Origin of the sequence: Burkholderia sp. NLJ2 (assembly GCF_049487195.1) — a bacterium.
GTDB lineage: Bacteria > Pseudomonadota > Gammaproteobacteria > Burkholderiales > Burkholderiaceae > Burkholderia > Burkholderia pyrrocinia.
In genome coordinates, this window is record NZ_CP137810.1 from 2,523,472 (window position 1) to 2,549,654 (window position 26,183).

The following is a 26,183-nucleotide window of genomic DNA, read 5'->3' on the forward strand; positions in this document are numbered from 1 at the left end:
ATGCGCGACGGAGCGCCGCCCGAAGGATCGCCGCCCGACGGCATGCCGGACGCGCTCGTCGATGCGCATCACCACCTGTGGCGGCTCGATGCGGGTGCGCACTATCCGTGGCTGCAGACGCACTACGATCCGTCGCGCTTCATGTTCGGCGATTACGCGGCGCTGTGCCGCGATTTCGGCGTGGACGATTTCCGGCACGCGGCGCAACGCGCGCCGATTGTCGCCAGCGTGCATGTCGAGGCCGAACGCGCACGCGACGAAGCGCTGGCGGAAACGCGCTGGCTGCACGAGGTCGCGGCGGCGCACGGGCTGCCGTCGGCAGTCGTCGCGTGGGTCGACCTGCTGGCCGGCGATGCGGACGAACGGCTCGCCGAACAGGCCGCGTGGCCGCGCGTGCGCGGCGTGCGCTTCAAGCCGCGCACCGCATCGTCGCCGGATGCGCCCGTCGACGGGCCCGGCACGCTGCACGATCCGCGCTGGCCGGCCGCGCTGGAACGCGTCGCCGCGCACGGCCTGTGCTGGGATCTGCGCGTGCCGTTCTGGCATCTCGGCGACGCGGCCGCGCTGCTCGCCGACGCACCCGCTGTCGACGTCGTGCTCGAACACGCCGGGCTGCCGTGGGATCGCTCGGACGCAGGGCTCGCGCGCTGGCGCCGCGGCATGGAAGCGCTCGCGGCATCGCCGCGCGTGGTCGTGAAGATTTCCGAACTCGGCTTGCGCGACGCCGCATGGAACGACGCGGACAACGCGCGGATCATTCGCGACACGATCGCGATCTTCGGCTGGGAACGCTGCCTGTTCGCCAGCAACTTCCCGGTGGCCGGCCTGCGCGTGTCCTATCCCGCGCTGCTGCGCACGTTCGCCCGCGCGATGACGAACCTCGACGACGCGGCACGCCGCGCGATCTGGCATGACAACGCGATCCGCGTTTACCGGATTGCGCTCGACGCGCCATCCCGGCCGGCTCGCGGATAACGCTGCTTTCCGCGCCTTTCCCCATCCCGTCGATCGGGCATCGCCCGGCCACGGCCGCCGACCAAGTGGCAGCGCGGTCGCGTACTCGACCCTTCGCGAGAAATCGTGCTTGACCCGGCCCTTGGGATCGCCTTTATGCTGAGCGCAACCCATCGACAGCAGAGAGAGGTGACGGATGCGCACATCCACGCCCCGTTTGAACGCATCGGCGGCCGCCGCGCGGCTCGGCGTATCGATCAAGGCACTGCGGCTGTATGAACAGCACGGCCTCGTCACGCCGGAACGAACGCCGGCCGGATACCGCGCGTACGGCCCGGACGACCTCGCACGCGCGGCCGACATCGCGGCGCTGCGTGCGCTCGGCCTGAGCCTCGCGCAGGTGGCGAGCGTGCTGGACGGTGACGCGCGCAGCCTCGACGACGCGCTGGCGGCTCACGAAGCCACGCTCGACCACGGCATTCAGGATCTCGTGTGCAAGGTCGACAGGGTGCGTGCGATCCGCGCCGGCCTGGCGCGCGGCCGGATGCCGGCCGACGGCGAACTGACACGGCTGCTCGACGATATCGGCACCGGCGTCGCGTTCAGCCTGCCGTGGCCGTGGGGCGGAGAGTGGTTCGAGTGTCGCGATATCCGGCCGTTGAACTACATCATCGGCTCGCTGGGAAGCGGCAAGACGCGGCTGGCGCGTCGGCTGGCCGACGCGCTGCCCGGCGCCGTGTTCGTGGGCCTCGATCGGCTGGACAACGATGGCGCTGCTGCACGCGATGCGTTGCGCGTCGATCCTGAATTGAAGTCGCGCGTCGATCGCGCATCGGCCACGCTTGCCGGCAACGGCGCGACGCCGTCGGCGGCGTTGACCGCACTGCTCGTCAGTCTCGAAGCGGAAGGCCCGCGCGCGCTGGTTGTCGACATGATCGAACAGGATCTCGACCGGCCCACGCAGCAGGCGTTGATCGCCCATCTGCGCGAGCGCGCGACCGCCGGGATGCGGCCGCTGTTCGTTCTGACGCGCTCGTCGGCGATCCTAGATCTGTCGGCTGTCGGCACGAACGAAACCATCATCCTGTGCCCGGCCAATCACAGCCCGCCTTCGCGCGTCGCGCCCTACCCGGGTGCGCCTGGCTACGAAGCGGTTGCCACGTGCCTGGCATCGCCGGAGATTCGGGAGCGAATCGCGCGTCGGCCGGAAGTGGCATAAGCCGTCATCGGTTCCCGGCGCCGGCAACATTCCGGCGCCCCATCGTCACGTCTCCAGCCGCCCCATCCTGCGCGCCATCGCCGGGCTTACCGCATGCCCCGGATCGAACCCGAAGAACGCGAGCACGTGCCGCGCGACATCGTCGCGATCGTTGTCCGCGCAGATCATGTGGTAGCTGTTCTCCAGCACGATCCCGCGCGCGTCGGGCATCGTCTCCAGCAGGAAATCGGCCGAGCGCAGGCTCGTCAGTTCGTCCTCGCGCGCATGCACGACGAGCGTCGGGCATCGCGTGCCGGCCGCGGCATCCAGCGCCCAGTCGCGCATCCGGTCCACCTGCCGCACGCACGCGAGCGGCACCCACGGATAGTGGAAACTGTCCTGCCGCTCGAACTTCTTCTTCACGATCGCGCGGATCGTCGCGTTCTTGATGCCGAACGGCTCGCCTTCCTCGACGCGCATCCGTTCGGCAATTCCCGGCACGCGATACAGCACGTGCCGCAGCGACCGGTACCACGGCGTCGACCAGCCGTCGATGAACACCGGCGTGGCCAGCAACGCGAGCCGGCCGCGCGCATGCTGCACGCGGTGGCACAGCAGCAGCGCGACCAGCGCGCCCATGCACATGCCCGCGACATGCAGCGTGTCGTACTCGCGTTCCAGCGCGCGATACTGCTCGATCACCGCGTCGAGCCACGCCTCCGCACGCACGCCGACCAGATCCTCGGGGCGCGTGCCGTGCCCCGGCAGCGTGATCATGTGCGTGTCGCCGCCCGCGCGCCGCATCGCCTTGTGCAGCGAACCGAGATCGTATTGCGTGCCGCCGAGCCCGTGGATCAGCAGGACGCCCGTGCGACCTGTCATGACGCGTGTCCGCTCATTCGTCCGCCGGCCACACGCGCTCGATCTGCCAGACGCCCGCGACCACCGTCACGTCGACGTTCGAATCGAGCAGCGGCGCGCCGTGATCGGTGATCGTCTGCGTGCCGCCGTCGCGCTGCACGATGCGCAGCGACAGCGACGCGCGATCCTCGCCCGCGATCTCAGCATCCCAGTAGTCGCTCAGCGCGGCGCGATCGCCCGGCTGCACGCGTTCGAGCACAAGTGGCACGCTCGCGATCTGCGCGGCATCGACGCCGACGCCGAACACGCGCTCGACGTCGCCGCTCCAGTCGATCCGCCCCGAGGCCGGATCGAGCACGTACGCGATCTGGCCGGCGCTCGCGAGCGCGAGCTCCATGTTGTTCTGCAGCACCGCCGCATGCTCGTGCACGCGTTCGCGCGTCGTCTTCAGCGTGCTCACCGCGAGCACCAGCAGCGACGCGACCGCCAGATAGAGCTGCGCCTCGAGCAGCGCGCTGCCGTAGTGCTCGTGGAGCGACGCGAACGGGCCGTCGCCCTGCGCGGTCTGCTCGATCACGATCAGCGCGAACACCAGCACCGACGACGATCCCGCGCGGCCGCCGAGCAGCAGCGTCACCGCGACGGTCAGGAACAGCGGGATATAGGTGAACGCGAAGCCGGCACCCGTGCCGAATTTCTGCGACGTGTCGCCGTCGAAGATCACCAGCGCGACGATCGCGAGCAGCACGAACGCGACGACGCCGAGCATCAGGTCGAAGCGTTCGTGATCGCCCGAACGGTGCGCGCGAAAGCGCGACCACGACGCGAGCACCGGCGTGACCAGCAGCACGCCGACGAAATCGGATGCGGCCCACACGAACCACACGTCGAAGAACGACGCGTCCTTGAGCATCGCGTACCACGCCGCGCCGCCGATCGCGCCGACGACGCCCGCGATCAGCCCGGCGACGATCACCGAGCGCAGGAAGTACAGCCCTTCGAGCGAGAAGCGCACGCGCTGAACGAGCCACACCGCGAGCGCGGCCGCACCGACTTCGTCGACCGTGAACAGCATCGCATTGACCAGGCTGCCGTGTTCGATCGCCGTCAGTGCGAGCTGCCCGACGAGGAACGCGCCGGCCAGCGTCAGCCATTCGCGCAGCGGCCGCAGCATGAACGCGCCGACCGTCACGCCGGCCGGCAGCCAGATATAGCCCGTCAGCCGGACGGGGCCGTTGAACTCGTGCGAGATGTAGCCGGTCGCGAGGTACAGCGCCGCCCAGAGCAGCGCCGCGACGAGCCCCGGGCGGGAACGTTTGGTGTCCATCGAGGATTCCTGTGTGCTGCGCCGTGCGGGCGAGCGCGCCGCCGCTCGGAAGCGGCGACGCGCCTCTGGCCGGCACGTACGCGATGTGCGCATGATATGCGGACGGGTTCGGCGGTGGAATACCGGGAGCCGGACGCGCGTTCGGGGCGCCGGCGCGCCCGCAAGCTGGCGATTGTGACCGCGAAAGTATCGGAAAAGTTCGTTGTTTGCCGGGCGCTATCACGACACGTCCGCATGTTGTCTTGGCCGGACGGCCAAAATCGCGCGCAGCCGGTCGATCACGCCTGACATGAAAGGCATCCGAAAGCGTTCGTTTCAGGTATCGTCCACGTCTCCAGCCACCATTCCGTATGACCACATGCAATGGAAACCGTACCGGCCCGGCCGATATCGGCCCCTTTGATGCCATGAGCCGATTTCGCGTCACGTACGACGGGCCCGCGCTCGAATCGTCCGAGATGGACGTGCGCGAACTTGCACCCGCGCTGCTTGCAATCGGCGATTTGCTCGACGCGTCGACCCGCGCGCTGTGCGGCGATCAGGTTCGGCCGCAGGTGAACGTGCGCGGCAGCTTCAAGACCGGCAGCTTCGGCATCGACTTCACGCTCGCGACATCGCTGCTCGGCCGCATGCGCGACATGCTGAGCGGCAACGAAAGCACGGCGCTCGCCAATGCGGTCACGATCCTCACCGCGCTCGGCATCGCCGCGCCCCGGGCAAGGAAGGGGCTCTTCGCCGCTCTCAAATGGCTGCGCGGGCGCGAGATCCGGCAAGTGCGGATGCACGACCACACCGCGGTGCTGCACGTCGACGGCGACGCGCTCGAGATCGACCTGCCCGTCCTCACCCTGCTGCGCGACGTTCGCGTTCGCAACGCGACCGCACAAGTCCTGGCGCCGCTCGCGCGTGAAGGCATCGTGATGTTCGCGGCCGGCACCGATACGGAAGTCATCGAGACGGTCACCCGCAACGAGATCGCGTGGTTTCTCGCGCCGGAACAAGCCGATGCGCTCCTGCTCGACGAGCATCGAAAGATGGCGTTCTCGATCGTGTCGCTCGCGTTCAAGGACGACAACACGTGGCGACTGTACGACGGCTCATCGACGATTCACGCGGCGATCACGGATACCCGCTTCCTGTCGCGCGTGAACAACAGCCAGATCAGCTTCAGCAAGGGGGACGTGCTCGTCTGCAATGTCCGAATGCAGCAGTGGCAAACTTCGGACGGCGCAAAAACCGAATACGAGGTCACGGATGTCCTCGAACATCGCCCGGCCGGCCTGCAGATTCAGTTGCCCGGCCTTTGATCCGCGTCGAAGGCCAGGCTCCCAACGCAACCCGTCATCCATCATGAAACCGGCGATCGATCTGCGTCCTGCGTCCCTGGAGGACCTCCCCTTCCTGCTGACCCTCCGCCGGCTCACGATGACCGGGCATCTGCAACGCGTCGGCGCACCGACCGACGATGAAGCGCACGACCGGCGCATCCGCGCGCATTTCGACGACGCGATGATCGTCTGCGAAGGCGCCACCGCCATCGGCTTGTTGAAGGTGGCGCGCACCGCCGGCGAATGGCACGTCCATCAGATCCAGATCCTCCCCGCGCACCAGGGCCAGGGCATCGGCGAGGCCGTGCTGCGCGCATTGCTGAGCGACGCGGCACACGCGAACGTGCCGGTATCGCTCAGCGTGCTGCACGGCAACCCGGCGCGGCGGCTCTACGAACGGCTCGGCTTTCGCATCGAGTCGGAAACGGAAACGAGCGCGAGCATGATCTGGCGCGCGTAGCGCCCGCCGTTTCGCCGCCGACTTACTGCGTGATCTTCGCGTCCTTCAGCAGCGTGCTCATCATTTGCGCGCTCGCCTTCTCGACCGCAATCGCCTGCAGTTGCTGCTGAAGCACCGGCTTCGCAGTCTCGAAGCCCGGCACCTGCGTCGGCCGCTTCGCATCCAGCTTCACGATGGCCCGCACGCCATCGACCGGAATCGAATCCTTCGTCGCGGCGCCGACCGTCAATTTCTCGAGCGCCTGCGCGATCGGCAGCGGCAATCCGGCCGTCTTGCCTTCCGCCGCCGGCGTATTGAAACTCACCCACGGCAGCTCGCCGCCGGCATCGCGGCTTGGCGCCATGCTGTACTGGCGCGCCAGCCCGTCGAACGACTTGCCCGACTTCAGCTCGCTCAGCACGGTCGCCGCCGTCGCCGGATCCTTGACGACGATCACCCTCGGCTTGTACTCGTTCTTGCCGAGCGCCGCGACGAGTGCGTCGTAGCGCGCCTTGACCTGTTCGTCGGTCACCGGCTCGGGCTTCAGGTTGTCGCGCACGTACAGTTGCACCTCGGCAGCCGCCTTCGCCTGCTGCATCGCCGCCTTGACCTCGGGCTTGTCCGCGTAGTTCGCCTTCTCGGCGGCCTGCTGAACCAGCACGCGCGTGATCAGTTGCTGCTTGATCGCGTCGCGGATCTGCGGCGAGTCGGGCTGCCCCGACGCACGCAGCACCGCATCGACGTCCGCCTGCGTGATCGCCGTGCCGTTGACGGTCGCGACGGTTGCCGTCGCGCCGGACGGCTGCGACGCAGCCGCCGTCTGTGCGTGGACAGGACCGCTCAGCGCGCCGGCCAGCACGGCAATCAGCAACAGGCGGTTCGGTGTCGTTTTCATCTTCATCGTTTCGTCGCTTCGTGCTCAAAGAACGCGGCATGGGCTGCCGCGCAGGTTCGCCGCCGCTGCAATACGCCGGTGCAACCGTTCATTCATTCAGGTTCATCATCGCGAGCACAGGCAGCCTCCGCCCGTGCCGCTGTCATTGTGCACGGAACCGCGTTGACGCGTCGGAAGGTTGGGGACGACCGCCGAAGGCGGCGAGGTGCGCGTTGCGCGCGCCGTTCATCGGAAACGTCGAATACGATCGTTGCTTCGCGGGCCCGGCCGCCGGTCGAAGCGGCGACAGGCATGCTTCACCGGCACCGGCCGCACCGCCGTCAAGGCGTCCATCGATACACGGTGATGCTGTTCCCCTTCACGTTGTTCTTCATCACCACGTACTCGCCGTTCGATCGGCGGTACGCGCGAATGCTGTACATCGCATCGATCGCGCTGCTGGTATCCACGGTCGCGGGGCTCGCGTTGACCAGCGTGGTGTCGAGGTTACCGGTGGTGAGGTTGAACGCGTCGACGTTCGGCCAGAGCGGCCCGCTGCTGCTGAACCAGTAGCCGACGAACAGGTGGTTGCCGGCCGCGTCGATCGATTTCGCGCCGCTGTGCGGCAGCGTGATCACCGGATCCGGCTTCGTCGTGTTGCCCGCGCTCCAGCCGTGATACACCTCGATGCGCGTGCCGATCGACGTCCAGTCGTTGGTCCCGACCGCGCCCTGCGCGAGCACCATCGTGTCGCTGTCCGCAAGATAGACGAGGCGCGTCAGCGGCTGGATGCTGGCGGGAACGCGGGTCGCGACGCCCGGCCCCCATGACGGCTTGCCGCTCGCGTCGAAACCGGTCAGCGGGTAGTGGTAGATCGCGCCGGTCTTGTCGAGGCCGGCCCACACGCCGCCCTTGCTGTCGAGGCTGAACCCGCTCGTGACGCGCTGCGTCGTGTTGAACGCGGGGCCCGGAATCGATCCGTCCGGAATCGCGATATAGCCGTTCGCCGCGTTGAAATGGAAGAAGTAGAAGACAGGCGGGTTCTGCCCCGCCGCGACGAGGATCCGGTTCGCGCCGACGGACGTGAGCAGCCCGAAATGCTCGTCGCGCTGCGTGTCGCTCATGTTGATGCGCGGATCCGACGGGTACGCGAACGGATCGACGGTGTTCGCGACGAACGTGCCGCCCGCGCTGCCGCTGTACACGTGCGTGCCGCCATAAAACAGCGCGCCGTCCGTGACCGGGTCCGGCGCGGCGATGCCTTCGAAGTTCAGCGACTGCAGCGTCCAGCGCAGGCTGCCGGCGCTGCTGTACGCATGAATGTCGGTGGCGCCGTTGCGGCCGAGGTCCCAGCTGCCGCCCCACGGGTTGTTGAGCACATACAGATTGCCGGCGCTGTCCTTGCCGACCCCGGCGATGCGCGTGAAGCGTTGCGCGCCGACCTGCCCCTTGATGCCCGTCGTCGTGTCGAGATAACCGCCGCGCACGCCGAACGTGCCGGCCAGCGCGGGCCGGCCCGTCACCGTATAGCGCTTGATGTTCTGGTCGGGGCCTTCATCGCCCACCATCAGCTGCCCGGCCGCCGCATCGAAAACCAGCGCCGACGGCTGCGACCCGGCCGGCATCCGGATCGTGTTCAGCAGCGCGCCGGCCGGGCTGAAGCCGACGACCGAGCCCGCGCTCTTCTGCGCGACCCACACGTTGCCCGCGCCATCCACCGCGAGCGCGCCCGGCCCCGACACGTTGATGTCCCGCTGCCAGACGCCGTCGATGGTAAACACGCGCACGCGATTGCCGTAGAAGTCGCTCGCATAGAGCAGCGAGCCGGCCGTCGCGAGCCCGGTGACGACGTCAATGCGCGGCTGGTTGGTCGCCGCGCTGATCTGGATCACGCGGTCGCGATACTTCGTGGCGCGGTTGTAGCGCCCGACCGCGCCGCTGCCGTAAGTTTTGCCGGGCTGCAGCGCGACGAACAGCGACGTCGCGTTGCCCGTGATCGCGCTGCCCTGGAATTCCGAATGCGTGCCCATCGAGCCGACGCTCTTGCCGTTCTGGTAGATCGCGACACCGCCTTCGTCTTCGTCCCACATCGACGCCGTGTAGATGACGCCTTCGGGCGTGACCCACATCGAACGCGCGACGTTGCCGACGTGGGCCGCGAGCGTGCCGTACGTGTTCGCCAGCCAGTCGGTGGTGTTGCCTGCGTGAGCGGCCGGCGCGATCGCGGCGATCGCTGCGGCAAGAAGCGCAGCCTGAATACGTTTTCCAGCAACCATGACTGATGCTCTCCTGACTGGGGCAAACATTCACATGAGGGGTCGGCCGGGCAGATGGCTTGAAATCCGCGATGCGTCAATTCTTCCACCGAATCATCCGGCGCAGTCGGTATTACGTGCGGCATGCCTTCGATAATGAGCAGCGCGAGAATAGCGTTATATAAATCGAAAAAAATTGCGAACCGCTCGTGCAGTCGCGCTTTTCGCCGGATCGGCTTCGATCGCATTGCCCGCGGCAATCAGGCACCCCGACGGCGTGCGCGGCTGTGCGGCAGTGAATTTTCACTTGCGCGCTCGAACGGGAATGGGGGAAATCGGAGGGATCAGGCGGTGCGCCTGCGGGAATATCGCCGCTTGTTCGACGACGACAGATTGAAACTGCGAATGCGGTTTCCGGAGAATCGGGGAATAGCGACCGCATGCAATGCGGAATCGTTACCCCAAAACAAATCGCCGGCCTGAATCCGTTTCGAATCCAGGCCGGCGATAGTCATTGACCGCGGAGCCAGCAACGCGCCGCGACCGCCGCGTTGCCGCGCATCATGCCGATGCCGACGTCTCCGGCACCTTCACCTGCGTGACGCGCCCACCGTCCGGATCGACGTCGTCGCGCGGCGCGTCGAGCTGCCCTTCCCACTTCGCGACCACGGCAGCCGCGATCGAGTTGCCGACGGCGTTGGTGGCCGAGCGCCCCATGTCGAGGAACATGTCGACGCCCATGATCAGCAGCAGCCCCGCCTCGGGCATGTTGAACTGGTTGAGCGTCGCCGCGATCACGACCAGCGACGCGCGCGGCACGCCCGCCATCCCCTTCGACGTCACCATCAGCATCAGCAGCATCGTGATCTGCGTGCCCAGCGGCAGATGGATGCCGTACACCTGCGCGATGAACAGCACCGCGAACGTGCAGTACATCATCGAGCCGTCGAGGTTGAACGAATACCCGATCGGCAGCACGAAGCTCGAGATCTTGCGGTTCACGCCGAAGCGGTCGAGCGCGTCCAGCAGCTTCGGATACGCGGCCTCGGAGCTCGCCGTCGCGAACGACAGCAGGAACGGCTCGCGGATCAGCCGGATCAGCGTGAACGTGCGCTTGCCGAGGAACGCCACGCCGGCGAGCGTCAGCACGCCCCACAGCAGCGCCAGCGCCAGATAGAAGCTCGCCATGAACTTCGCGAACGTGAGCAGGATGCCGAGCCCTTCGGTCGTGATCGTCGACGCCAGCGCCGCGAACACCGCGACCGGCGCAAACCACATCACCGCGCCCGTCACCTTCAGCATCACCTGCGCGAGATCGTCGATCACGCCGGTCAGGCGCTTGCCCGATTCACCGAGCGCGGACAGCGCGGTGCCGAAGAAGATCGAGAACACGACGATCTGCAGGATTTCGTTGTTCGCCATCGCCTCGGCGATCGACTTCGGCACCAGGTGAACCACGAAATCCTTCAGCGTGAATGCGCCCGTCTTCAGGTTGAGGGCCGCATCGGACGCCGGCAACGGCAGGCTCAGGTGGCTGCCCGGCTGCAGGATCGTCGCGGTCAGCAGGCCGAGCAGCAACGACGTGAACGACGCGATGAAGAACCAGCCGAACGCCTTGACGCCCACGCGGCCCACCGCGCTGCCGTCGCCCATCTGCGCAATGCCGACGGTCAGCGTCGCGAATACCAGCGGCGCGATGATCATCTTGATCAATCGCAGGAACACGTCGGACAGCAACGACACGTAGCCGGCGACTTCCTTGGCCATCTTCGGGTCGGGAAACGCGCTATGGCACGCGTAACCCACTGCGATACCAAGAATCATCGCGACGACGATGTACTTGGTGATGTTGTGTCTCTTCTTCATTAGCAATCCAAATTACAGAGCGTGTGCTTCTAACGGCTGGAAAATCATTCGCGTCCGGCTGCGAATCGGAACCCACGTCGCCATGCGTGCGACAGGTCCGCTTCTGGCGTCGCCAGGGCGGACAGGGGGGGCATTCTAACGCAAATGGCGCGAATGCTTTCAAATCTGAAAGCAGAGAGGGTTGATCTGCGTCCATTCGGCGCCGAAAAGGCGGGTTTTGTCGCGATCCGGCCGAACGGCGCGAGCGGCCGTCGAGCGCTGCGATCTCGACGGACAGGCCGCCCGAGCCGACCGACGCCGACACAGGAAGACGATCGCGACACATTCTCACAAAGATGCGCAGACCTCGACACTACCGCGCGTAACCTCTATGTAATATTCCGAAATAATTCGCGTTGCCGTTACACCCGAGCGGCGATGCGCGATCGCGAGTCGGGCATGCGGAACCGCGTTCGAGTCATTTCATTGTTCCAGACACAGCAAGTCGTTCGCTTGATAAGCAGTCCTCCCAATGAATGAACGGGGAAATCGGTATCGTGATGAACATTCTGTACACCAACTTCCACGGCGACTATGGCGGCGGTCAGGATACCTACGTCCGCGATCTCGCCGCCGCAATGAGCCGGCACCACCGCGTGACGGTCGCGTCGCCGGAGGGAAGCCGCCTGTCGCGACTGTTGAAGGGCAGCCCCGACGTGGCCATCTTCGACATGGAATTCAAACCGCGCTGGAACCGGTTGTGCCAGGAGCTTGTCCGGCTGCGCCAGCGGATCGTCGCCGAGCGCTTCGACGTCATTCATGTCAACGGGTCCGCCGATCACCGGCAGGTGATGCTGGCGCTGCTCGGATGCCGGTATCGGCCCGCAGTCGTGCTCACCAAGCACAACACGTATCGCGCCGACAGCTTCGGCAACCTGCTGCGCGCACGGTTGGCAACGGACCACACCATCGCGGTCAGCGACTACGTGGCGAGCATGCTCGCGCTCCGGTCGCCGTACGGGAACGTCACGGTCGTCAAGCACGGCGTGCGCAGGCAGGCCGCGGAACGCCTGGCGAGCGACGAGATCCGCCGCCGCAAGGTCGCGCTGTTCGGGCCGTCCGGCGCGGACGCGATCGTGCTGGGCAGCAGCGCCGGCACCGCGCCGGAAAAAGGCTGGATGGATCTGATCGCGGCGCTGGGCCGCTTGCCCGAACACGAGCGCGAGCGGTTTCGCGTGCTGCTGGTCGGCGCGGAGCCGTCCGGCGCGCAGCGCGAGCAGATCGCGTGGCACGGCATGACGTCGCGCACGGCGTTCACCGGACGGCTCGACGACGTCTGCACGCCGTTCTCGATCATCGACGTGTCGTTCGTGCTGTCGTACCACGAGAGCCTGTCGTACGCGTGCCGCGAAGCGATGTCGCTGGGCTGCCCCGCGATCGTGACACGCGTGGGCGGGCTGCCCGAGAACGTCGAGCCGGGCGTGGACGGATGGGTCGTGCCGCCGCGCGAGCCCGAAGCGATCGAGGAGATCCTGCGCGCGATCGTGCGCGAGCCCGGCTGCGTCCGCGCGATGGGACGCAGCGCGCGGCTGAAAGGCAAGCGCGAGTTCTCGTTCGACAGATTCGTCGATGCGACTTTGTCCGTCTATCAGAAATCGGTTCGACACAACCCGTATCGTTGGGTGACATCCTTGAGGTCCATGTAATGACCATGAATATCTGGAAGAAGTATTGGGACCTGCGGACGCAGGAGTGCCCGTGCGACGTGCACTTCGTCGAGTGGCTGGAATCCGTTCGCCTCAACGGCATCCGCATCTTCCACTTCGGCACTGGCGGCCACCACCATGTCGGCGTGGAATGCGCGCGGCCGCACCTGAACAACACGGTCTTCGGCGTGACGGCATCGCCGAAGGAATACAAGTCGTATGTCGATCTCGTCACGCGGCAACCGGAGGTGAGCAAGACCTACCTGGCCTATTTCGGCGACATCTATACCAGCAACTCGGACCTGCTGCCGTCGTTCGACGTCGTCACGCTGTTCCACCTGTGCGAATTCCGCGACGAGACGAACAGCCGCTACGGCGCGCAGACCGACGCGGAAGTGCTCGACCTGTTCGCACGCCATACCGCACGCGAAGGTCACCTGTTGTTCTACAAGGGCTCGTCGGCGTACCGGAAGGCCGAATCGATCATCGAGCAATGGGCGGCGGAGGCCGATTTCACCGAGGTCGGCAGCTTCAAGACCCTGCGGATTTTCCGCAAGGCCGCGTAACCCTGCGTTGTCACGATCCGCCGATGCTTCTGTCCGCCACACGCCATCCGATCCTGATGTATCACCAGATACGCCCGCTGCCGCCGCCGACCGACCGGCTGCGCAGCCTGAGCGTTGCGCCCGACGCATTCCGCCGCCAGATGACGCTGTTCAGGCGGCTCGGCTACCGCGGCCTGAGCGTGCGCGAACTGCAGCCGTATCTGCGCGGCGAGCGCAGCGGGAAGGTCTTCGGCATTTCGTTCGATGACGGCTTTCTCAACGTGCTCACGCACGCGATGCCGGTGCTGGACGAACTCGGGTTCACCGCGACCTGCTATTTCGTCGCCGGCCGGTTCGGCGGCGAGAACGACTGGGATGCGGGTGCCGATACCGCGCGCTCGCCGCTGATGACGTTCGAGGACATGCTCGCGTGGCGCGATCACGGCCATGAAATCGGCTCGCACACGCTCGATCACGTCCCGCTGTCGCGCGTGCCGGCGCACGTGTCGGGCGTTCAGGTAGCCGAATCGAAGCGGCGGCTCGAAGCGTTGGGCGGCCGTCGCGTCGAATCGTTCTGCTATCCGTACGGCGATCTGGATGCGCGCGTCCGCGATCAGGTCGCCGCCGCCGGGTACGGCAACGCGACGACGACCCGACGCGGTTGCGCCGATGCGTCCGACGATCCGTTTCTGTTGCCGCGAATTCCGGTGGCAGGCGGTGTCGGTGCGTTTCGGTTGCTGTTCAAGTGCGCGCGTTGGCGTGCGCGCAAGCGCGGGTAGCGCCGGGCACAAAGCGGTCGCAGCGCGATCGCTTCGACCTCGCTTGCTGACAAAACCAGCCTCTTGCGCATTGCGGTTCGATCCTGCGGCGAACACTTCGGACGAGTGACCCGTTGCCCTCAACCAAATTGGGCAGTCAGCCATCCTTCGGCCCATTTTGTCGCGTATGCAACCGCATCATCGCGCACATCGAAGCCAGCCAGATCACCGCTGGCATGTACTTCCCGCTCACCTCCGTCCAGCAGAATCGTGATGATCCTCGCATGCGCGATGTACTCTCCATCCGCCCTGCGGGGTGTCGGATCGATCCGGAATCGTGTCAAATTGAAGAGCATGGCTCCTCCCTGTCGGGTTACCGCGAGCAGGCTGTCGCGGGAGCAGCACGAAAAAGCGTCGGACATCAGGAAAGCATCCGCATCGGCCTCGCGGCGATGGTCACGGATAGACCGGCGAATGAAGTGCAACCCGCAAGTGGAGATGGAAGCACGTTGCTCCGGAATACCTTCGGAGCCACTCTCGAGCGATGGGACAAGAGGGGAGCGTCAGCACTATCGATGGTGCCCGGACGATCGGTTATGGCGAGAGGCCCGATCGCATTCGGGGGGCATGCTGAGCAAGGCGCTGGAATCGGCAATGGGTCATCCGATGGTTCGATGCTACGCCGTTCCATAAATTTGTATAGCGAAATATCCGGCGCATTCCTGTCGCCAGAGCCTGCCTTCGTACCGTAGCGACCTGTGAGTCGCAGCGACAGCGCGTATAGTGGGGCTAGCCTTACCGCCGGTTCCGGAAGACAGTTCGGCATTCGGGGGGCGGCATCGTCCGGGCACCCGGCCGCGCATCGGAGCCGATTCTCATGGTTGGCATCATGCAGCGTCGTCGACTTCGAAGCAGGCAGCGCTCGGGGATCGCGTCGACACGAGTTGGACCGCCTAACGCAAGCCCCTCTGAAGAAACCGCGCCGCCCATGAAAATCGACCGCAGTTCCGTTCCACACTACCTCGTCCTGCGTGCCGGCTGGCCACCCTATGTGTTGAATGCCGATCGCCTGGTGCTCCGCCGCGAAGCGAGCCCGCTGTTGCGGGCGTTCGCACGGACTCGCGGAAGGTTCGCGCATGTCGACGACGTCGCGTGGAACATCTTCTCCGACGCAGAGGGCCTTTCAGTGATCGAGCGTCGGGAAACAGGGTTCTTTACGTTGATCACCGGAACCGAAACCGAGCATCAGTTGCATTTGCTGGCAACCCTCTGACGTTGCCGCAGGGGCCGCGTACGGTCATGATCGACGAAGGGCCGCGCGCGGAGATTTTTCGGTCACTTTTACGGAATGCTGATTTTTTTGGGCAGCCGCTTGTTCTGCCCCTCGGCCGAAAGCGCTTGACACCCTCGTTGCCGAGGCGTACTGTCAGTCGCTGAAGTATTCAAGAAGCGCGATTGCTGCCCATCATTGACCGCGGCCTGCGGTATTCGTTGTCCTCTCCCTCCTTGATTATTTTTTCCCGCGTCCATTCAGGGCGCATACGCTCGTCCATTTTCAGGAGATCTAATATGGATACCGGTACCGTCAAGTGGTTCAACGACAGCAAGGGCTTCGGCTTCATCACGCCTGACGCAGGTGGTGACGATCTGTTCGCGCACTTCTCCGAAATTCGCGGCGACGGCTTCAAGACGCTCGCCGAAGGCCAGAAAGTCAGCTACGAAACGAAGAGCGGCCCCAAAGGCCTGCAGGCGTCGAACATCACCCCGCTGTAATCCGCATAAGCCGTCAGTTCCGTTCGCGAAGCGGCACGTCGCTGCCGCTTCCTGCGCATACGCGCCTCCATCGCGGACGCCACGCGTCCCGATGCAAGCTCGACCGGGTTATCCGTGTCGCATCCGGACGTCGAGCGTGCGCGTATGCCGATGCCCAGCGCCCTCGCAGCGCGCGTGTCCAGCCGCGCGTGCGTGATCGGACGATTCCCGTTCACCGAATCGCGCAAGCGGCGCAGCAGGAGAACCCGCATGACCAGAAGTCAAGCTAGCAGTAACAGTAACAAGACGCCTTCGCGTACCAAACCTGCCCTGACGCTGCCCAGGCTCGGCACGGCATTGAACTGGGTGCCGCCCAAGGCTCCCGCCATCGCGAAATCGCCCCCGAAGAAGCGCCCGCCTGCTCCGTAGTAGCGGACGAACCAATCGCAGCGTGACGAAGAGGCGGCCGCCGCTGCCGTGCAACGTGATCTCGGCGTGATGCGTCGAAGCGCGCAGTCTGGAATAAGTTGAACGCCCGACAATCGATGCGCGTATGATGGGTTTATTCGGGCGATCACTTGCCGTCTGACTGCTCACCCCTCCCTCTACCCCCTTGCTGCATCGCCCCTCCCCTGCGCTGCAACGTTGTCCCTTTCACCCGCCGGCACGCCCTGTAACGGCGATACCAGCCGGATGTGTTCGTCCATGCGATTCGCCGTGGCCGAACGCCAGGAGTTTGCCATGAGCATGCATGTCTACCGTGGATTCGAGATTTATCCACTGATTTACCCTCACGTGCCGGTGCTGGATGGTTGCCCGCACAACTACGATGCCGGGTTCGATGCGGCAGTCAAGATTTGCTTGCGCGGCACCGACGACACGCTGACGCAGAGCCAGACGTTCAGATTGCGCGACAACGCTCCGTTCGACAGCGCCGGTGACGCGCGTCGTGCTTCTCTGCGCTATGCCGAGAACATGATCGACGACAATCGCGAAACGCAGGGTTTCTTTTCCGGCGCGCTCTGACGCGGCTCGTCACGGCAACGCAATGTGGCGGCATTCTGGAGGACACAATGATCATCGACGAACTACTTGGCTTGATCAGACGGCGTGAGGTCACCCGGACCGACGCCGTCATGCCCGCCAGAATCGCCGACTCGGCACTGAGCCACCAGCAAGAGCTGCAAATGTTCGTGGCGGTACGCGCACTCTCGATCGGAGCCGGATATTCGGAATTCGAGTCCGACGAGATAGCGAGCGCCGTCATGACACGACTCGGCTAGTTTTCCGTTCAAACGCTCCCAAACAGGATCTACATGACAACAGTCACACTCAAGGTCAACGAACCGATCGACGTCGCACTGCGGCGCTTCCGGCGCACCATCGAGAAAACCGGGCTGATTCGCGAGTTGCGCAGTCGCACCAGCTACGAAAAACCCACGACGGAACGCAAGCGGAAAAAGGCCAGCGCCGTTTCCAGGCAGCGCCTGCGGGCGAAGCGCATGTTGCCGCCCCGCAAAATGTACTAGGGAGCACACCGTGTACAAGATGCCGGGCGACGAGCCGCCGTTTTTCCCGCTGACGAAATGCGAAGTCGATTTCGATCGGCAGAAAGACATGGTGACGCTGCTGCCGAGCTTCTATGCGTTCGGTTGCGAGTACACCAGCCGCGGTTTTCTGATCGGGCGGGACGATGCGTTCAAACTGATTGCCGCGATCGAGAAGGCGCTCAGCATCCAGGGATGAGCCGACGCCGGCACGCTCGCGAGCATCGACAACCAGAAGATGGACTATGCGCGTCCCGACCAAGTACGTTGATTTGCTCTATTTCCTTGTTGTCCTGCAACTCGTCACCCAAAGGCAGACTCGCGCGTGGCTGTCGCCGTTTCAGCTCGTCGAATCGCTGCAAGGGTGGCTGATCGTCCATCGCGCGAAATGCGAGTGGCGCGATCGGGTCTGGATTGGCCATGCGTCGCTTCAGATCGCAAAGTCAGTCCGCCCGGTCGACAACGCCGCATTTTCAGGGCCGCTACCTGGTGCGGCGAAAGACGCGACGCCGCCTCCACGAGGCACGCTCGCGGGTGGGGCGAGTCTACGCATGAAATGCATCCGCTACCTCAGGGAGCAGGTCTGATCGTAGCGACGGCACTCGCACGAGCGGCATGCATTCGGGCAACGGCAGCCCAAAGTAACAAGCCGGCGTTTGGCCGGCTTCGAGTTCCGCCTTGCCGAGGCAGCTCCACGTTCTGTTTGAGTTCGAGGAGTGTTGCTACGCCTATGCTAATGGTTCGACAGAAAACCCATGCCCAGACGTTTCCTTGCATCGGAAATACGCTGCTTGGGTGTGACGGCTTTCCACGAAAAGGTATGGCGTCTTTGCCGCCCCGGATGAACCACGGGCATGCCATCGTCGGTCGCACGTGCGTCCGCCTGCTCCTGCTGCCCGTCCTCCGGATTTTTTTCTCGTTTCGGGTAATCGTTCATCAACAGGCTCCGTCAAGAAACCGCCTTTCATCATGGATGGGCTCGCGCCGCCCGAGTCGGGCGACAGCGGTGCAAGCGATATGGATCGCAACGGGCCACGTCCATCACGGCGTACCCATCTCCATGAAGTCCGCGGCCGATCTGCAGTCTGTGCGTCATATGACACCGTGCGCCCGCGGGCGTCGGCAGTCGGTACGCTGCCGTACGGACCTGACGGCACGACCAGCCGCGTGGCCTCGGTGCCGGTTCTAAAGGCGTTTCAAATCCGGAAGCAAGCGGTCGAATTCTCGCCTGACCACGCCGTAGCATTCGCACACACGCTTCTCGAGCCCGGCGCGATCCAGTACCTCGATGTGCCCGTAGTTGTACCGGATCAATCCGGCATCCTGAAGTTTCAGCGCAGCCTCCGTCACGCCCGATCGCCGGACGCCGAGCATGTTGGCGATCAACTCCTGCGTCATCTTCAGTTCGCTCGATGGCAGCCGGTCGAGACTGAGCAGGAGCCAGCGGCACAGCTGCTGATCGATCGAGTGATGGCGATTGCATACGGCGGTTTGCGCCATCTGAGTGATGAGCGCCTGGGTGTAGCGCAGCAAGAGCCGCTGCATCGGACCACCTCGACGGAACTCGTCTTTCAGGATGCGTGCATCGAGTCGGTAAGCGTGTCCGGCGCTCTGGACGATCGCGCGGCTCGGGGTCGTTTCGCCGCCCATGAACAGCGCGATGCCGATCAACCCGTCGTTGCCGACGATGGCAATCTCGGCCGACGAACCGTCCTCCATCACGTACAACAGCGAGACGATGGATGTCGTCGGAAAATAGACATGACTGAGCGCACCGCCCGACTCGTACAGCACCTTGCCCAACGGCATGTCGACCAGCACGAGCTGCGGCGAAATATGCGCGAGACCTTCTGGCGGCAAGGCTGCGAGCAGATGATTGTCAATCGGAGAGGGCTGCGCCGACATAGGTCGCTCCTGCCGTGATTGCCGCCCCTACCCAACGCGAATCGACGCCACGAAGCGTCATCGGCTCAAGACTCGAACTCGCGAAGCAGACGTTGCGCGAGGATCTTGGCGTCTTCGAGCGCGAGATCGTACTGCTCCCGATCGGAATCGGTCTCGTATGGGGGATCGTCGTTCGGCCCCTCATTGGTGCGGCGCAGATACACATAGCCTCGGTACACACCACGCGCGGATTCCATCACACGAATGCGTGCGACGTGCGTTTCGGTAGTGAATGTGAAATCGTCCATGATGACTTCCGCATGTGTCCAATCATCCTAGCACTCCGGGTGAAATTGCACGGATGCGGTCGAATCCGGACCGGTCACGCGGAAGCCGGCAACGACATGCGCGAGCTGTCCGTCAAGGCTGAACCTCGTACGGCGGAAATGCCGACAGACGTGGATCGTCCACCGCGCCACCGACGGTGAAGTGATACAGGGATTGCCAGACCTGATCCTTCGCGCCGAGCAATGCGTGCATTTCATCATCGAAAAAGCAGCCGATTCCCGTCGCGCGCACGCCGGCGGCTTCTGCTTCGAGATAGAGCGCGTGGCCAAGCATCCCGCATTCCCAGAACAGATGGCGATAACGCCATGGTTGCTTCAACGCGATTTCGAATCTCGCGATCATCCCGAGCGCAAAGCAGGAATCGGCGCCGATATCCTGGTGGCAGCAGATCAACCTTGCCGCCGCGCGCAGATCGTAAGGCAGTAGAAGATAGAGCGGCAAGTCGTCCGGCCCGGTCTTTTCCCACAACCATTCCGGGCGCAGGGATCGCTTGAGATCCGGCAGTGCGCCCGGGGTTCTTGCGAGCATATAGAGGCCTGGCTCCAGGCCGTCGACGCGATGCACCAACAGCGCCGCATGCACTGCAGGAGGAGACGTCAGCGCATTCCACGGCGGCGTGCCGGGACGTGCCAGCAGGCAAGTCAGCATGCTGAAAAAGGCCGCGTCGTCGATGCGCGTCGTGCCATCGAAACTCACGGCGCTGCGACGCTGTCTGGCGATCCGGGCGAAGCCGAGATCGCGTGCTGGCGTCGCCGGCGCCGGGCACGGCTCGGGGTTCCGCGACGGTGATTCGCGCGTACGGGGCTTGTGTGTGGCGCGATGAATCGAATCGATGTCCGGCCACGCCACATGTCCCGAACTCAGCCGATTGGCGCGCCCGTGCCACTGTGCGTTGTCCAAAGCGATCCGCATCCTCTCGAGATCGGGTCGCGCGTCCGGGTTGCCAATCCACAGCAAAAGATCCGGCGCCTCCGTTTCCGCCTCACTGAAGTCTTCGCTGCGATCCACTCCAAGCAAGGCGGCCACTTCGTCATCCGCGGCCGCCTCCATCAACCGCGTCTGCCAGCCGAGCGCAGCTGCTGCGTAACTCATCGCAGCGATGACATGGCCGCAATCCTGTTGGCAGTAGCGCCACGCGCGCATGCCGTATTTCCACGCTTCGCGCCAGTGGATCGAGCTAAGGCCGACCAGGACACCGCTTTCCGAAAACGCCTCGGTCCATTGCGCGTCATCCACCGCAGCGCGATGTTCCAGCGCATGATCCCGGCTCAGGTAGTGGTAGACGCCTGCAGACAAGCCGGGCAGGGCCGGACACAGAAGATAGCCTTCGGTCGGATGCAGATTTCCGCTCGAGGGATTGCAGCGCAGTGCCCACCGCTCGGCGCCATAGGATTTCCACCCCGACAAGCCGAGCGAGAGTTCGAACAGGATTGCCAGACTGGAAAGATCGAAGGCGCGCGCGGGCGGCAGGCTGCCGCAACGCAATGCGTTGTAGCGCGTGGCCAGCGTGTCCGCGGCCAACGGCAGATCGACGCGCGGTGCGCCGTGAAACACCCGGAACGGGTCCGGCTGGGTTGCCCAGTCGAGCCTCCCGGGGCCAGGCGCGTAGAAGTCGAGACGGTGCTTGCTGCGTTCGTGATAATCGAGCAGCGCATGCGTTGACCGATCCATGTCCACCTCAGACCCGGAATACCTGCACACGCGACTGTACAAAACCGGATGGCTCGACGTTGGAGCGCGGCCGTCATCACGTCGTGGAATCCGGTGCGCGCGTTCAACGTCGAATTCGCCGAGGTGCGAGTCCTTGTGTTCCGCGAGGGTCGTCGGTAGGCGATTGCCGGAACACAGCCACCTGCCCGCCTGACCGAGCCGCCCGAACGATCGGCGGCCCCGACGCCCGCGGACGGCTACTCACGGCCCGCGCAGGTCAGCAGGAAGGCGCACGTCGAGTGTGTGCGCACACTGCGCCCCGTCTCACGAAATCGTGTACCTGTTCTGGGGACCGCCCTTGTAAAGGTCCCTGGCGAGTCCCAGAATCCGGTCGCGGTTGCGGTCGAAGGCCGCAAGCAATGCGGGCTCACTGGAATCCATGTCGGCGTTCAGCTTCGCCAGCATCGCATCGTCGACCAGAAAGGTAATCTCGCGAGAAGAATTGTCGTAGCCCCAGAAGCACACGCAGTGTCTGGACATGTCATAGGTGCGGCTGGGATTAGGAAAGTTGATTGTCGCGTCACTGTTCCCCATCTAATCCTCCTGACAGATATAACGCCACTTGCTCGCGTTGACATTGATGCGGGCGTCATTTTCGCGTCGCTTCTCGGCACGTTCGGCGTCCGCGCGCTTCAGTGCCTGGGCGCGAGACTTTTGCGCGTCGACGTAATCGTTTTGCCTGACGGGCGTGGCAGACTTCCGTTCGGTTTGCTTGGGCATGCCGGTTCCCGAAAAATGAATTTCAAATGTCAGAACCGTCGCGGTGACCGAATATCGTCGTCGTGCGCCCTTCAGGACGCACGGACGGGGACTACCCGCGGGCTTGCCGCCGACGGCCTCTGTTGCGCACTGAACTGCCGGATCGAGCCTCACGGGAAGGCCGGGTTGACGCGCGAAGTTCGCAGCTTCGACGTTTGCGCGCGGGATCGTGGTGGTGAGCGTTCTGCGGAGCCGTGCGGACAGGGGGGAAACGTAAGGCGTCGAAGCAAAACCACCGATCGCGCACATCGAACCTCACGAGAATGCGCCCTATATCCCGGCCATGCAAGCGCTATCTCGCGCCAGGGCCGTGAACGGCACGATTCCGCCCAAGCCACACTACTGTCATCCACCCCGACATGGCAGCAGCCGGCCAGCGTTGTTCCCGGACCCGCGGCCCAAGCGAAGCGCAGCGTGCGCGGCGGCTTGTTCAGCGCGGCGCACAACCGTCCGGTGCCTGTAGCGCGGGATCGGACCCGCATCGTCGATCAGGCCGTCAATGCTTGTGGTGCATCCAGCCCATGTGATGTGCATCGAGCCACTGAACCATCCCTTCACCCTTGTGGTCGCGCAGGTAACGTACCGCCAGCATGACCACGATGGCCAATACGACCGCCAGGCCAACCACAAAGCTAATCATCGACTGAGTCATGGCAGCCTCCTTGCAAGGTCGCGACCATCATTACATTGTAGGTGATGCATTCACGGAAACCAGCGTCCGGCACGGCTCCTGTCCCTCAGGAAAACGAATCGGCTTTTCCCTGGTCCGGCGGTCGATGGAGGCCGCCAACTTCGCTTCGGGTCCGGCCGATTTTCCGGTACGGCGGACAAAAAAACCGGCCTTTGGCCGGTTTCTGCCGACTGCTCGCCAGCAATCTCGCGATTGACGCTCAGGATTCGCGTGGCAGTTCAGAACGCAGTGCGATTGCGTCACCATCCGGCACGCGCATCGTCACAAACCCATAGCGGCTTACTACGTAGTCCACTCCATCTCGCGTTGCGAAGCCTGCGCACGCCGCACATACAATCACCATCGGATCAACCTGCGGCTCAAGAGGCCAAGTCGCGTCGAGTTCCGGATTCGATTCGCGTAGGATTCGTTTCACCGCTGCCGATACTCCAAGGTCCGGTTCGGTGTCGGGAAACGCGTCGTAACCACCGGATCGCGTCGCCAATGGCCTGAACCCGGAAACCGGTGCCGCGTGTTTCGCCATTTTCATGCAACGTCCGCGCGCATGCGCGGGTTCTCCTCTTCTGCGCTCGATGAAAACGACAACAAAACTCGTTCTGGCAGCCGATCTGGCTGGCACGGCCGTGTTCGCCGTCGAAGGCGCGGTCGCCGCCATGCGCGGCGGCCTCGATCTGCTCGGCGTGATGGTCATCGCGTTCACCGTCGCGCTCGGTGGCGGCGTAATCCGGGACCTGTTGATCGGTGCAGCGCCACCGAATGCAATCCGCGACTGGCGCTATCCCGCGCTCGCGTTCACGATGGGGCTAGTCACCTTCGTGTTTCACGCGCAAGTCCTTGGCATTCCCGGCCTGGTCCTCGTCGCGCTCGACGCGGCAGGGCTCGCGTTGTTTGCGGTCGCCGGCACGCAGAAAGCGGTCGAATACGGGATCGGCCCATTCATCGCGGCGTTGATGGGCGTCGTGACGGGCGTCGGCGGTGGCGTCGTGCGCGACCTGCTGCTCGCGCGCGTGCCGACGGTGCTGGTGTCTGACATATACGCGAGCGCGGCGTTCGTCGGCGGAGCGCTCGTCGTCGCCGGCCGTCGAGCAGGATTGCCGCCTGTCGTTGCCGCTGTGGGTGCGGGTGCCGCCTGCCTTGCCCTGCGGCTCGCCGCGGTACGCTATGGCTGGCATCTGCCGCACGCGTAAACGAAATACCGCCGGCAAGCCGGCGGCAAAAGATGCGTCCACGGACGACGTGGCGCACCTGAGGCACTCGATTCGGCAAGTGCCGGCCATTCAGCAGCGAACGACCCGTGCGACGCTGCCGCGCCGGAGGCGCCCGCTCAGTTCTGCGTGAGCGGATTCAGCGTCGTGCACAGGAACCCCGTGCAGTTCGTCGGCTTGAAATAGAACGACGCCATCACCGGGGTCGTCGTGCCGAGCGCGAGATCGCCCAGATACGCGGAGCCCTGCGCGCCGTAAGTGTTTGACTGCTGGACGAAGCCGGCGCCGGTCGACTGGATCGCGGCCGACTGGTACGTGAAGGTCGGCGACTGCGTCTGGTCCTTCACGTAGACCCACGAGATCGTGCTGCCGAACAGCAGCCCGCCTTTTGCGCGATAGCCCTTCGCGCCCTCACTGTTGGCCTGCGCGATGAAGTCGCTGACGTTCGTCGTCGGCACCAGCGCATCGTACGTATAGGTCGCGTTCGACGCGTTGTTCTTCATGTACACGTTTGCCTGCGCCGATCCGACCATCATCGGGCCCAGGAACCAGTAGCCCGACTGGCCCTGGCCGTTCGCCTGCGCGAGGAACGCGTTCGTGTCGGCCGGCAGGCCCGTCGTCGCGTACGTGTAGGTGGCCGACGAGCCGCCGTCCTTGCGATAGAGATAGCCGTACGTGAGCGGCCCTTCGAAACGATACCCGCTCGCGCCTTGCGTGTTGGCCTGGTTGACGAAGCCCGTCATGTCGGCCGGCGTCGACTGCAATTGGTACGTGTAGGTCTGCGCGGTGCCGTCGCTCACGAAGATCGAGCGCGAACCGCCGTTGGTCGCGTTGTAGAAGTAGTCGCCCAGATAGCGATAGCCCTTCGCGCCTTCGCTGTTGAGCAGCGTCAGGAAGCTCGCCTGATCCGCCGCGGTCGGCTGGGCGTCGTAGCGCAGCGTCAGCGTGCTGCCGCCCGAGCCACCCGAACCGCCGCTGCCGCCGCTTCCCGTACCGCCGGAACCCGTGCCGCCAGTGCCGCCGCTTCCGCCGTTGTTGCTCGTGCCCGCTCCACCGCCGGACGATGCGGGCGAGGAATTGTCGTCGCCGCCGCAAGCGGTCAGTGCCAGACAGGTCAATGCGATCAATGCAATGGCTTTCATCGGGAACACCTCGAAACGAACAGGAAGAACGAAGCCGGTGCGCGCGGATCACGCCGCGCGCACGGACATTCACATACCGGGAATCGGCCGGCGGCGCACCGCCGGCCCGGGGACGTCAGTTGACCTGAAGCTGGCCACCGCGGCCGAGGCCGCCCTTGACGTCCTGCGCCTTGTAGCTGCGCAGTGCGACGACCATCTTGTTGTACGCGTCGATGAACGCGACGACCGTCGCCTTGCCTTCCGGCGTCGACGAGAAGCCCGCAAGCGCGCCGCCCACGCCGCCGCCGAAGCCGCCCAGCGCCGCGCCGTAGTTGGTCGCCGTCGAGCTGCCTTCCGACGCCGCGATCTGCACCGCCGAGCGCACGTCGAACAGCGTCAACGTCACGACCGACGCCTTCATCTGCAGATGGCCGGCCACCGCCGCCACCGCGCCGTTGCCGATCAGCCCGCCGATCATGCTGCCGATGCCGCCGATCGGCGAATCGTTGATGACGATCTGCGGTTCCATGTAGTAGTCGGCCGCGACACGCTGGCCCTTCTGCTGCTTCGAGCCCGCGCGGTATTCGCCCGAGCCGCGCTGCAGCTGCGTGATGCGCGACAGCCGCGCGTCGCTCTTCTGGTTGCCGATCGACGTGATCACGAAGCAGTTCGACTGCTGGACCGCCAGGCGCAGCAACGGGTCGATCGTCGTCATCTTGGTCGCGCTGCCGAACGGGCCCCACCAGTCGGCGTTGCGGCCGTCGTCCACGGCGATCGTGCCGAGCGGCGACGCGCAGCGCTGCAGCCCCGAATCGGCGCCCGCGCTCGTGCCGCCTGCCGCGGCGCCCGTCACGCCGGCGTTCTGACCGCCGGGCGTCACCACGCCGCCGCACCCCGCGACGGACGCGCCAAGCGCTGCGACCAGCGCACCTTGAGTAAGACGATGGGAAAGAGTGGTCTTCATGTCGTTATCGATCGATAGAGTCGTTGTTCGGCTTATGGGTTCGTGCGACCTTCGTAAGCCCCCCGGGCATGGCGCGATGGTGGTCTCCCCGCTGCCGCCCCGTTGCTTCCGG

General features: G+C 64.9%; 31 protein-coding genes. 15 read left to right on the forward strand and 16 right to left on the reverse strand.

The genetic code is table 11. The features are described 5' to 3' along the window. Entirely contained in the window at positions 1 to 975 is a 975-nt protein-coding gene (locus R9B84_RS33770) for an amidohydrolase family protein (protein ID WP_423761751.1), read from the forward strand. Between the two features lie 175 nt (positions 976 to 1,150). Then, positions 1,151 to 2,173 carry a MerR family transcriptional regulator gene (locus tag R9B84_RS33775; protein ID WP_423761752.1) on the forward strand — a complete coding sequence of 341 codons (1,023 nt, stop codon included), beginning with the start codon at positions 1,151 to 1,153 and terminating at the stop codon, positions 2,171 to 2,173. Between the two features lie 45 nt (positions 2,174 to 2,218). Here the strand turns inward: R9B84_RS33775 and R9B84_RS33780 are convergent, their stop codons facing one another. Continuing rightward, entirely contained in the window at positions 2,219 to 3,034 is an 816-nt protein-coding gene (locus R9B84_RS33780) for an alpha/beta hydrolase (protein WP_423761753.1), read from the reverse strand. A gap of 13 nt (positions 3,035 to 3,047) precedes the next feature. After that, on the reverse strand, positions 3,048 to 4,340 hold the full coding sequence (locus tag R9B84_RS33785) for an MASE1 domain-containing protein (protein ID WP_423761754.1): 1,293 nt from the start codon (positions 4,338 to 4,340) through the stop codon (positions 3,048 to 3,050). A gap of 350 nt (positions 4,341 to 4,690) precedes the next feature. Here R9B84_RS33785 and R9B84_RS33790 point away from each other — a divergent pair, with 350 nt between their 5' ends. Continuing rightward, positions 4,691 to 5,647 (forward strand): hypothetical protein, encoded by a 957-nt coding sequence (locus tag R9B84_RS33790; RefSeq protein WP_423761755.1) that lies wholly within the window; start codon positions 4,691 to 4,693, stop codon positions 5,645 to 5,647. Between the two features lie 43 nt (positions 5,648 to 5,690). Further along, positions 5,691 to 6,128 (forward strand): GNAT family N-acetyltransferase, encoded by a 438-nt coding sequence (locus R9B84_RS33795; protein ID WP_423761756.1) that lies wholly within the window; start codon positions 5,691 to 5,693, stop codon positions 6,126 to 6,128. Positions 6,129 to 6,150: 22 nt separating this feature from the next. On the opposite strand, the gene R9B84_RS33800 is transcribed toward R9B84_RS33795, so the two are convergent. From R9B84_RS33800 to R9B84_RS33810, 3 genes are all read right to left on the reverse strand, one after another. Continuing rightward, a complete protein-coding gene (locus R9B84_RS33800; protein ID WP_423761757.1) occupies positions 6,151 to 7,008 on the reverse strand; it encodes a peptidylprolyl isomerase in 858 nt (285 codons plus the stop codon). Positions 7,009 to 7,322: 314 nt separating this feature from the next. Then, positions 7,323 to 9,257 (reverse strand): SMP-30/gluconolactonase/LRE family protein, encoded by a 1,935-nt coding sequence (locus R9B84_RS33805; protein ID WP_423761758.1) that lies wholly within the window; start codon positions 9,255 to 9,257, stop codon positions 7,323 to 7,325. A 540-nt stretch (positions 9,258 to 9,797) separates the two neighbouring features. Then, positions 9,798 to 11,102: a dicarboxylate/amino acid:cation symporter gene (locus tag R9B84_RS33810; protein ID WP_423761759.1), complete on the reverse strand. Its 1,305-nt coding sequence runs from the start codon at positions 11,100 to 11,102 to the stop codon at positions 9,798 to 9,800. A 539-nt stretch (positions 11,103 to 11,641) separates the two neighbouring features. Here R9B84_RS33810 and R9B84_RS33815 point away from each other — a divergent pair. Genes R9B84_RS33815 through R9B84_RS33825 form a run of 3 tightly spaced genes read left to right on the forward strand, consistent with a single transcriptional unit; the run spans position 11,642 to position 14,111 of the window. After that, entirely contained in the window at positions 11,642 to 12,787 is a 1,146-nt protein-coding gene (locus tag R9B84_RS33815) for a glycosyltransferase (RefSeq protein ID WP_423763534.1), read from the forward strand. Beyond that, positions 12,787 to 13,353, forward strand: a complete 567-nt coding sequence (locus tag R9B84_RS33820) for a hypothetical protein (protein ID WP_423761760.1) — start codon at positions 12,787 to 12,789, stop codon at positions 13,351 to 13,353. Before R9B84_RS33815 ends, R9B84_RS33820 begins: the two co-directional genes overlap by 1 nt. Positions 13,354 to 13,376: 23 nt before the next feature. Beyond that, positions 13,377 to 14,111, forward strand: coding sequence for a polysaccharide deacetylase family protein (locus R9B84_RS33825; protein WP_423761761.1), 735 nt, complete (start codon positions 13,377 to 13,379; stop codon positions 14,109 to 14,111). Between the two features lie 119 nt (positions 14,112 to 14,230). Here the strand turns inward: R9B84_RS33825 and R9B84_RS33830 are convergent, their stop codons facing one another. Beyond that, positions 14,231 to 14,446 carry a hypothetical protein gene (locus tag R9B84_RS33830; RefSeq protein WP_423763535.1) on the reverse strand — a complete coding sequence of 72 codons (216 nt, stop codon included), beginning with the start codon at positions 14,444 to 14,446 and terminating at the stop codon, positions 14,231 to 14,233. A 632-nt stretch (positions 14,447 to 15,078) separates the two neighbouring features. Here R9B84_RS33830 and R9B84_RS33835 point away from each other — a divergent pair. The 7 genes from R9B84_RS33835 (at position 15,079) to R9B84_RS33865 (ending at position 17,976) form a co-directional block, all read left to right on the forward strand. Continuing rightward, on the forward strand, positions 15,079 to 15,363 hold the full coding sequence (locus R9B84_RS33835; RefSeq protein WP_423761762.1) for a hypothetical protein: 285 nt from the start codon (positions 15,079 to 15,081) through the stop codon (positions 15,361 to 15,363). Positions 15,364 to 15,659: 296 nt separating this feature from the next. Next, complete coding sequence (locus tag R9B84_RS33840; protein ID WP_174378597.1) at positions 15,660 to 15,863, forward strand: cold-shock protein; 204 nt, start codon at positions 15,660 to 15,662, stop codon at positions 15,861 to 15,863. A 720-nt stretch (positions 15,864 to 16,583) separates the two neighbouring features. Next, positions 16,584 to 16,868 carry a hypothetical protein gene (locus tag R9B84_RS33845; RefSeq protein ID WP_423763536.1) on the forward strand — a complete coding sequence of 95 codons (285 nt, stop codon included), beginning with the start codon at positions 16,584 to 16,586 and terminating at the stop codon, positions 16,866 to 16,868. A gap of 47 nt (positions 16,869 to 16,915) precedes the next feature. Continuing rightward, positions 16,916 to 17,125 (forward strand): hypothetical protein, encoded by a 210-nt coding sequence (locus R9B84_RS33850; RefSeq protein ID WP_423761763.1) that lies wholly within the window; start codon positions 16,916 to 16,918, stop codon positions 17,123 to 17,125. 33 nt (positions 17,126 to 17,158) lie between these two features. Further along, on the forward strand, positions 17,159 to 17,371 hold the full coding sequence (gene rpsU, locus R9B84_RS33855; protein ID WP_034181433.1) for a 30S ribosomal protein S21: 213 nt from the start codon (positions 17,159 to 17,161) through the stop codon (positions 17,369 to 17,371). Positions 17,372 to 17,390: 19 nt separating this feature from the next. Beyond that, positions 17,391 to 17,588, forward strand: coding sequence for a hypothetical protein (locus R9B84_RS33860; RefSeq protein WP_423761764.1), 198 nt, complete (start codon positions 17,391 to 17,393; stop codon positions 17,586 to 17,588). 46 nt (positions 17,589 to 17,634) lie between these two features. Further along, a complete protein-coding gene (locus tag R9B84_RS33865) occupies positions 17,635 to 17,976 on the forward strand; it encodes a hypothetical protein (protein WP_423761765.1) in 342 nt (113 codons plus the stop codon). 146 nt (positions 17,977 to 18,122) lie between these two features. Here the strand turns inward: R9B84_RS33865 and R9B84_RS33870 are convergent, their stop codons facing one another. The 8 genes from R9B84_RS33870 to R9B84_RS33905 all read right to left on the reverse strand — a co-directional run bounded on the left by R9B84_RS33870 (position 18,123) and on the right by R9B84_RS33905 (position 23,310). Further along, positions 18,123 to 18,326, reverse strand: coding sequence for a hypothetical protein (locus R9B84_RS33870; RefSeq protein ID WP_423761766.1), 204 nt, complete (start codon positions 18,324 to 18,326; stop codon positions 18,123 to 18,125). A 248-nt stretch (positions 18,327 to 18,574) separates the two neighbouring features. Further along, a complete protein-coding gene (locus R9B84_RS33875; protein ID WP_423761767.1) occupies positions 18,575 to 19,294 on the reverse strand; it encodes a Crp/Fnr family transcriptional regulator in 720 nt (239 codons plus the stop codon). 65 nt (positions 19,295 to 19,359) lie between these two features. Then, positions 19,360 to 19,581 (reverse strand): hypothetical protein, encoded by a 222-nt coding sequence (locus R9B84_RS33880; protein WP_423761768.1) that lies wholly within the window; start codon positions 19,579 to 19,581, stop codon positions 19,360 to 19,362. Between the two features lie 112 nt (positions 19,582 to 19,693). Next, complete coding sequence (locus R9B84_RS33885; protein ID WP_423761769.1) at positions 19,694 to 21,292, reverse strand: nitroreductase family protein; 1,599 nt, start codon at positions 21,290 to 21,292, stop codon at positions 19,694 to 19,696. Between the two features lie 303 nt (positions 21,293 to 21,595). Then, positions 21,596 to 21,865: a DUF1488 domain-containing protein gene (locus R9B84_RS33890; protein ID WP_047902012.1), complete on the reverse strand. Its 270-nt coding sequence runs from the start codon at positions 21,863 to 21,865 to the stop codon at positions 21,596 to 21,598. Beyond that, positions 21,866 to 22,339, reverse strand: coding sequence for a hypothetical protein (locus R9B84_RS33895; RefSeq protein WP_423761770.1), 474 nt, complete (start codon positions 22,337 to 22,339; stop codon positions 21,866 to 21,868). A 247-nt stretch (positions 22,340 to 22,586) separates the two neighbouring features. After that, the gene (locus tag R9B84_RS33900) at positions 22,587 to 22,742 is read right to left on the reverse strand and encodes a hypothetical protein (protein ID WP_167347854.1); all 156 of its coding nucleotides are present in this window, start codon (positions 22,740 to 22,742) and stop codon (positions 22,587 to 22,589) included. Positions 22,743 to 22,980: 238 nt separating this feature from the next. Continuing rightward, complete coding sequence (locus R9B84_RS33905) at positions 22,981 to 23,310, reverse strand: hypothetical protein (protein ID WP_423761771.1); 330 nt, start codon at positions 23,308 to 23,310, stop codon at positions 22,981 to 22,983. Between the two features lie 43 nt (positions 23,311 to 23,353). Between R9B84_RS33905 and R9B84_RS33910 the strand changes: the two genes are divergently transcribed. After that, positions 23,354 to 23,968, forward strand: a complete 615-nt coding sequence (locus tag R9B84_RS33910) for a trimeric intracellular cation channel family protein (RefSeq protein WP_423761772.1) — start codon at positions 23,354 to 23,356, stop codon at positions 23,966 to 23,968. A 137-nt stretch (positions 23,969 to 24,105) separates the two neighbouring features. Here the strand turns inward: R9B84_RS33910 and R9B84_RS33915 are convergent, their stop codons facing one another. Together R9B84_RS33915 and R9B84_RS33920 are read right to left on the reverse strand one after the other, a co-directional pair. Continuing rightward, complete coding sequence (locus R9B84_RS33915; RefSeq protein ID WP_423761773.1) at positions 24,106 to 25,128, reverse strand: hypothetical protein; 1,023 nt, start codon at positions 25,126 to 25,128, stop codon at positions 24,106 to 24,108. Positions 25,129 to 25,243: 115 nt separating this feature from the next. Continuing rightward, entirely contained in the window at positions 25,244 to 26,071 is an 828-nt protein-coding gene (locus R9B84_RS33920; protein WP_423761774.1) for a hypothetical protein, read from the reverse strand. Between the last annotated feature and the right edge of the window lie 112 nt (positions 26,072 to 26,183).